The sequence below is a fragment of the Arthrobacter sp. 05L45_2 genome (assembly GCF_056397525.1).
Genome location: NZ_JBFTNO010000173.1, coordinates 1 through 6,842, shown reverse-complemented (window position 1 = coordinate 6,842; position 6,842 = coordinate 1). Strand labels below are relative to the sequence as shown.

General features: G+C 69.1%; 6 protein-coding genes and 1 tRNA gene. 6 read left to right on the top strand and 1 reads right to left on the bottom strand.

The window, feature by feature from the left end; translation table 11 throughout:
* From AC1DHD_RS12665 to nrfD, 3 genes are all read left to right on the top strand, one after another.
* Positions 1 to 1,870, top strand: a 1,870-nt coding sequence (locus tag AC1DHD_RS12665) for a molybdopterin dinucleotide binding domain-containing protein (RefSeq protein WP_476880055.1), incomplete at its 5' end; no start/stop codon positions are given.
* A 104-nt stretch (positions 1,871 to 1,974) separates the two neighbouring features.
* The gene (locus tag AC1DHD_RS12660; RefSeq protein WP_476880054.1) at positions 1,975 to 2,985 is read left to right on the top strand and encodes a 4Fe-4S dicluster domain-containing protein; all 1,011 of its coding nucleotides are present in this window, start codon (positions 1,975 to 1,977) and stop codon (positions 2,983 to 2,985) included.
* The gene (gene nrfD / locus AC1DHD_RS12655) at positions 2,982 to 4,073 is read left to right on the top strand and encodes an NrfD/PsrC family molybdoenzyme membrane anchor subunit (protein WP_476880053.1); all 1,092 of its coding nucleotides are present in this window, start codon (positions 2,982 to 2,984) and stop codon (positions 4,071 to 4,073) included. Before AC1DHD_RS12660 ends, nrfD begins: the two co-directional genes overlap by 4 nt.
* Positions 4,074 to 4,088: 15 nt before the next feature.
* Here nrfD and selD read toward each other — a convergent pair whose 3' ends face one another.
* Positions 4,089 to 5,114, bottom strand: coding sequence for a selenide, water dikinase SelD (gene selD / locus AC1DHD_RS12650; protein WP_476880052.1), 1,026 nt, complete (start codon positions 5,112 to 5,114; stop codon positions 4,089 to 4,091).
* Positions 5,115 to 5,158: 44 nt separating this feature from the next.
* Here selD and AC1DHD_RS12645 point away from each other — a divergent pair.
* From AC1DHD_RS12645 to AC1DHD_RS12635, 3 genes are all read left to right on the top strand, one after another.
* Positions 5,159 to 5,253 (top strand) — tRNA-Sec (locus AC1DHD_RS12645).
* A gap of 35 nt (positions 5,254 to 5,288) precedes the next feature.
* Positions 5,289 to 6,620, top strand: coding sequence for an L-seryl-tRNA(Sec) selenium transferase (selA, locus tag AC1DHD_RS12640; protein ID WP_476880051.1), 1,332 nt, complete (start codon positions 5,289 to 5,291; stop codon positions 6,618 to 6,620).
* Positions 6,621 to 6,623: 3 nt separating this feature from the next.
* Positions 6,624 to 6,842 (top strand): hypothetical protein (locus AC1DHD_RS12635; protein ID WP_476880050.1); only part of this gene is annotated, 219 nt, incomplete at its 3' end.

Genomic DNA, 6,842 nt, shown 5'->3' with positions numbered 1-6,842 from the left:
CTTCAACCTGTTGCCGGGCTACCTGCCCATGCCCAGCGTCGGGCGCCACGACACGCTGCAGGACTATCTGGACGCCAACGCGTCGAAGCAACAGAAGGGTTTCTGGGCGGACGCCGATGCCTATACCATCAGCCTGCTGAAGGCCTGGTGGGGTGACGCCGCGACCGCGGACAACGACTGGGCCTACGACTACCTCCCGAGGCTGACCGGAGCGCACGGCACCTACGAGACGGTGATGAGCATGCTCGACGACGAGGTGGAGGGATACTTCCTGCTCGGGCAGAACCCCGCCGTCGGCTCGGCCCACGGCCGGATGCAACGGCTTGGCATGTCGCATCTGAAGTGGCTGGTGGTGCGGGATCTGAACATGATCGAGTCGGCAACCTGGTGGAAGGACGGCCCGGAGATCGAGTCCGGGGAACTGCGCACGGAGGACATTGAGACTGAGGTGTTCTTCCTGCCGGCGGCATCCCACGTCGAGAAGGCCGGATCGTTCACGCAGACCCAACGGCTCCTGCAGTGGCGGCACCAGGCGGTGGCACCGCCGGGGGAGTGCCAAAGCGAACTGCAGTTCTTCTTCGAACTGGGCCAGCGGATCCGGGAGAAGCTGGCCGGTTCCCAGGATGAGCGCGACCGTCCGCTGCTGGATCTGACGTGGGACTACCCCACGGATGAACACGGCGATCCGGATCCAGCGGCGGTGCTTGCCGAGATCAACGGCTGGCACCTGGACGGACCGGATGCCGGCAAGCCGCTCTCCGCTTACACCGAGATGCGCGCCGACGGTTCTACGTCCGGCGGTTGCTGGATTTATACCGGTGTGTACGCTGACGGCATCAACCACGCCGCCAACCGGAAGCCGGGCCAGGAACAGGGGCCCGCCGCTCCGGAATGGGGCTGGGCCTGGCCGGCCAACCGCCGGATCCTTTACAACCGGGCCTCCGCTGACCCGGCCGGAAAACCGTGGAGCGAGCGGAAAAAATACATCTGGTGGGATCAGGAACAAGGCAAATGGATCGGCGACGACGTGCCGGACTTCCCGGTGGACCTCGCACCGGGCAGCAGGCCCGACCCCGCGCTCGGTGGTCCGGCCGCACTCAGCGGCGATGACCCGTTCATCATGCAGTCCGACGGCAAGGGCTGGCTGTTCGCGCCGAAAGGCCTCGTGGACGGGCCCCTTCCCACGCACTACGAGGCCCAGGAATCGCCCGTGGCCAACGCGCTTTACCCGCAGCAGCAGAGCCCGGCACGCCTGGTGTATCCCCGGAAAGACAATCTCAGCGCGCCAAGCGCCGGCACCCCCGGAGCTGACGTCTACCCGTTCGTGTTCACGACCTACCGGCTGACCGAGCACCATACGGCGGGCGGCATGAGTCGGTGGCTGCCGTACCTCTCGGAGCTGCAGCCGGAAATGTTCTGCGAGGTCTCGCCGGAATTGGCCGCCGAGCGCGGACTGGAACCCTACGGGTGGGCCACGATCATTTCCGCCCGATCGGCTATCGAGGCCAAGGTGCTGGTCACGGAACGGATGACACCGCTGAAAGTCGGCGGCCACACCGTGCACCAAATCGGGTTGCCCTACCACTGGGGCGTCGGCAGCAACGCCGTCGTGAGCGGCGATGCGGCCAATGACCTGCTCGGTGTGACGCTGGATCCCAACGTCCAGATCCAGGAATCGAAGGTAGCCTCCTGCGACATCTGCCCGGGGCGCCGCCCGCGTGGTGCCGAACTGCTTGCCTTGGTCGCCGAATACCAAGCCCGCGCCGGGGTGACCACCGAGACCGGGAACCGCGCGGTGACCGATCCTGAAGCGGAAGGCATCGACCCTGGCTCCGGCAGGGACCAACGCCCCGAGGGGGAGGCGCAGTGATCGACGCGACTGCTGCTGCCGCGGCCACCGCACACTTTGCCCCGCCCGGACGGCCGACCCCTGATGGCGGCCTTCCGGACACCGACCCGACGTTGGAGGACTAGATGGGCCAGCTGGCCGGACCGACCGACCCCACCGCCGATGCCCACTGGGAGCACAACCATCCGCGCAAGGGGTTCTTTACCGACACTTCCATCTGCATCGGCTGCAAGGCCTGCGAGGTTGCCTGCAAGGAGTGGAACCACAACCCGCAGGACGGAAACCTGGAGCTCCTCGGGTCCTCATACGACAACACCGGAGCGCTGGGCGCCAGCACTTGGCGGCATGTCGCGTTCATCGAACAGGGTCAGGAGCGGATCGTCGAGGCGCGGGAGTCCGGCCGCGCGCTGGTGAGCCTTGGCATGCCGCGCATCGGACCGCCCGCCCCGGCCGGGGCTGCCGTGACGGACCTCGCGGCGGCGGATACCACCCCGCCGGACACAGCAGACTTCCGCTGGCTGATGTCCTCCGACGTCTGCAAGCACTGCACCCACGCCGGATGCCTCGATGTCTGCCCCACCGGAGCACTGTTCCGTACCGAATTCGGTACCGTGGTGGTCCAGGACGATGTCTGCAACGGCTGCGGCACCTGTGTGGCCGGCTGCCCCTTCGGCGTGATCGAGCGCCGCAGCAACGGCACGGTGAAGGTCGCCACCAGCCGGGAGGACCAGCACGCCGGGCATCCCGCCGTCCCCAACGCGGGCATCGCCCAGAAGTGCACCCTCTGCTACGACCGCTTAGTGGCCGACGAGACGCCCGCCTGCGCCAAGGCCTGCCCGACGACGTCCATCAAGTTCGGCGACCACGACGACATGGTGGAGGCGGCCCGGGAACGGGTCGCCGACCTGCATGCGCAGGGCATGACCGAGGCGAGGCTCTATGGTGCCAACGAAAACGACGGCGTTGGCGGAACCGGCTCGGTCTTCCTCCTGCTCGACGAGCCCGAGGTATACGGACTCCCGCCGGATCCTCGGGTCCCCACCGCAGACCTGCCCAGAATGTACCAGCGGGCCGGCCTGGCGGTAGCCGGCATGGCCGTTGCCGCAGCGGTGGCTTTCCTGGGAGGGCGGGAGTGACACTTTCAGAATTCGACAGTTTCCGGCCGGCAGAGCCCGCCAGGCGCCGCCGGACCGGCGTTAAACGCGGCACCGGACGCCGCCGTGACAACAGTGACGGCTCGCGGGAAATGCCGATGGTGCCGGAGCCGGAGTTCACCTCGTACTACGGCCGTCCGGTGGTCAAACCGGCTCCATGGGGCGACGACGTTGCCATCTACCTGTTCCTGGGTGGGGTCGCGGGCGGCTCGGCCCTGCTCGGGCTCGGCGGCCAGCTCACCGGTCGGCCGGCGCTGCGCCGCAACGCCCGGCTGAGTGCCCTCGCCGCGGTGGGCCTCGGCGCGGTCGCACTGATCAAGGACCTCGGCAGGCCGGAACGATTCCTGAACATGCTGCGGACGTTCAAGGTGACCTCGCCGATGAGCGTCGGGTCCTGGATTCTTAGCGCTTTCAGCGCCGGGACCGGCGTCGCCGCTGTGGCGGAGATCAACCGGATGAGCGGTGAGCGGTTGCCTCTCGGTCCCTTGCGGACAGTGCTGCGGGCGGTAGAGGGCCCGGCAGGTTTCGAGGCCGCGCTGTTCGCCGGGCCCCTGGCGGCTTATACGGCCGTGCTGCTCGGCGACACCGCCACCCCGACGTGGCACGCCGGCCACGAGGATCTGCCGTTCGTGTTCGTGAGCTCGGCCAGCCTCGCGTCCGGCGGCCTCGCCATGATCACCACACCAGTGCGCGAAGCCGGCCCCGCGCGGAAACTCGCGGTCCTCGGCGTCGTGGGCGATGTAATCGCGATGAAGATGATGGAGCGGCGGATGGACCCGGTGGCAGCAGAACCCCTGCACCAGGGCAAGGCCGGCGCCATGCTGAAATGGAGCGAACGGCTTGCCCTGGCCGGGGGACTGGGGACACTCCTGGGTGGACGTAACCGTGTGGCAGCGGCAGCTTCGGGAGTGGCCTTGTTGGCCGCCTCGGCCCTGACCCGCTTCGGGGTGTTCGAGGCCGGCCTAGCCTCGGCCAAGGACCCCCGGTACACCATTGAACCGCAGAAGAACCGRCTCGCTGCCCGCCGTGCTGCCGGCATCACCGGTGACGCGATTACCACCGGCGGCTGACCGGCCGACCCCGACCTAGCGGATCTGGATACCCCGGCCGGCCGTGGTGTGGCCAATGACGGGGTAGCCTGGCAACTCACCGACAACCAGCAGGCCGCCGGAGGTCTGGGCATCGGCCAGCAGCAAAAGATCGTCCTCACTGATGCCGGCGGTCGCGCCGAGGTGGGGCCGGACCCAGTCAAGGTTGCGCCGGGTCCCGCCCGAGACGAAGCCATCGTGCAGCGCCTCCCGGGCGCCGTCGACGAGGGGCACCGCGCTGACATCRATGACGGCACCCACTTCCGAGGCCCGGACCATCTTGAAAAGGTGCCCCAGCAGTCCAAAGCCGGTCACGTCGGTGGCCGCCTTGACGCCGGCGGCCACCGCGGCCTCGGCGGCGTCACGGTTGAGGCTGGCCATCGTCTCGACTGCCTCTTCGAAGATTTCGCCGGTCTGTTTGTGGCGGTTGTTGAGGAGCCCGACGCCGATCGGCTTGGTCAGCGTGATGGGCAGCCCGGGGCGGGCGGCGTCGTTGCGCAGCAGCCGGTCCGGATGGGCGACGCCGGTGACCGCCATGCCGTACTTCGGCTCCGGATCATCAATGGAGTGCCCGCCCAGGACCGGGCACCCGGCCTGGGCTGCCACGCTCAGCCCGCCGCGGAGCACCTCGGTCATGAGTTCCATCGGCAGGACACCCCGCGGCCAGCCGACCAGGTTGATGGCCGTGACGGGCCGTCCACCCATCGCATAGATATCCGAGAGGGCATTGGCCGCCGCGATGCGGCCCCAGTCGTACGCATCGTTGACGACGGGAGTGAAGAAGTCGGCGGTGGTGAGGACAGCCAGATCATCGCGCACCAAAACGGCCGCGGCGTCGTCCCCGCTGTCGAGGCCAACGAGCACCTCCGGGCCGGCCTGGCCGATGAGGCCCCGGACGGCATCTTCGAGTTCGCCGGGAGGAATCTTGCAGGCGCACCCCCCTCCGTGGGCAAAGTCGGTGAGCCGAAATGTCCCCGGGCTGCCGTCCTTGAGCTGCCGGGCTGTGGTCTGAGCCTCATTCACCCGCCTAGCGTACCTCCCGAGGCAACCCTGCTATATTGATGCGCGGTGGCGTCCGGGTCCTGGTGGGCCCCCCGGTCTTCAAAACCGGTGCGGTTGAGTATCTCGGCCTGGCGGGTTCGATTCCCGTCCGCCACCGCCAACTTCAAGCATGACCGCCGGCGCCGGAGGAGGGCTGTGGACCACGTTGACCCCCGGCGCTTGATTCCCCGGACCAATGATCTCCTGGCGCTGCCAGCCGTGCGCGAGGCCAGGTCCCGGCTCAGTGAGCGGATTATCCGTGACCTCATCACGCAGGCCCAGGAGCGGGCGCGCCGCGGTGAGCTCCCACCCCGGCTGGTCGAGCGGGAACTGCTTGCCGCCCTCGCCGCACGGCGGCCAACAACGCTGCACGCGKTCCTGAACGCCACCGGCGTCGTCGTCCATACCAACCTGGGACGCGCCCCGCTCTCCGAAGCCGCGGTGGACGCCATCGTCACCGCCAGCGGCTATGTTGACGTCGAGCTGAACCTCGCCGAAGGGACCCGGTCACGCAGGGGAGCAGGCGCCCGGGACGCCTTGCTCGCCGCTTGCCCCGCCGCCGAGGACGCCCTGGTGGTCAACAACGGTGCGGCCGCACTGGTTTTGGCCACCACCGCCCTGGCCTCCGGCCGGGAGGTGGTCATTAGCCGGGGCGAGCTGGTCGAGATCGGTGCCGGCTTCCGGTTGACCGACCTGATGGAATCAACCGGCGCGACGCTCCGGGAGGTTGGCACCACCAACCGCACCCGCCTGCGCGACTACGCGGACGCGCTGGGACCGCAGACCGGGTGTGTGCTCAAGGTCCATCCGAGCAACTTTCGGGTCGATGGCTTCAYGTCGGCCGTGCCGCTGCACGAACTGGGTCCGCTGACCGAGTCCAACGGCGTGCCGCTCGTGGCGGACCTCGGCAGTGGGCTGCTCGCACCGGACCCCCTCCTCCCCGACGAACCGGACGTGACCTCCGCGCTGGTGGGCGGGGCCGACGTCGTCATCGCCAGCGGCGACAAGCTGCTCGGCGGCCCGCAAGCGGGCTTGCTGCTGGGCAGCAAGGAAATGATCGCGCGGTTGGCCCGCCACCCGCTGGCCCGGGCGGTCCGCGCCGACAAACTCGCCCTCGCCGCCCTGGAGGCGACGCTTGCCGGGGGACCGCCTCCGGTTCTTCAGGCCCTGCACGCCGACGCCGATGAATTGCGGCGGCGCACGGACCGGCTTGCCGAGGCCCTCGATGTGCCCGTCGTGGCCCATGAGGGCCGGGTAGGTGGCGGCGGCGCCCCCGGAGTTCCATTGCCGGGATGGGCGCTGCGGCTCCCGGAGCGCCTCGCGCGCTCCTTGCGCACGGGTGACCCGGCCGTACTGCCCCGCGTCCACGACGGCGCCTGCCTGATCGATCTGCGCTGCGTTCCCGCTGCGGACGACGAACGGATTCTCCATGCTGTACGGCAGGCCCGGGCATCCCTGACGGCTGCCGACGCAGGCGGAGCGGGCTAAACAGTGCACGTCATCGCCACGGCCGGGCACGTCGATTCGGGCAAGAGCACCCTGGTCCGCGCCCTCACCGGGATGGAGCCGGACCGGTGGGAGGAGGAGCGGCGCCGCGGCCTGACCATCGACCTCGGCTATGCGTGGACCACCCTGCCCTCCGGGACAGGCGTAGCGACCATCGACCTCGGCTATGCGTGGACCACCCTGCCCTCCGGGACAGGCGTAGCG

Excerpts from the sequence above, each read along its gene's own strand:
- AC1DHD_RS12660 (WP_476880054.1), top strand. The coding sequence starts at position 1,975 with ATGGGCCAGCTGGCCGGACCGACCGACCCCACCGCCGATGCCCACTGG.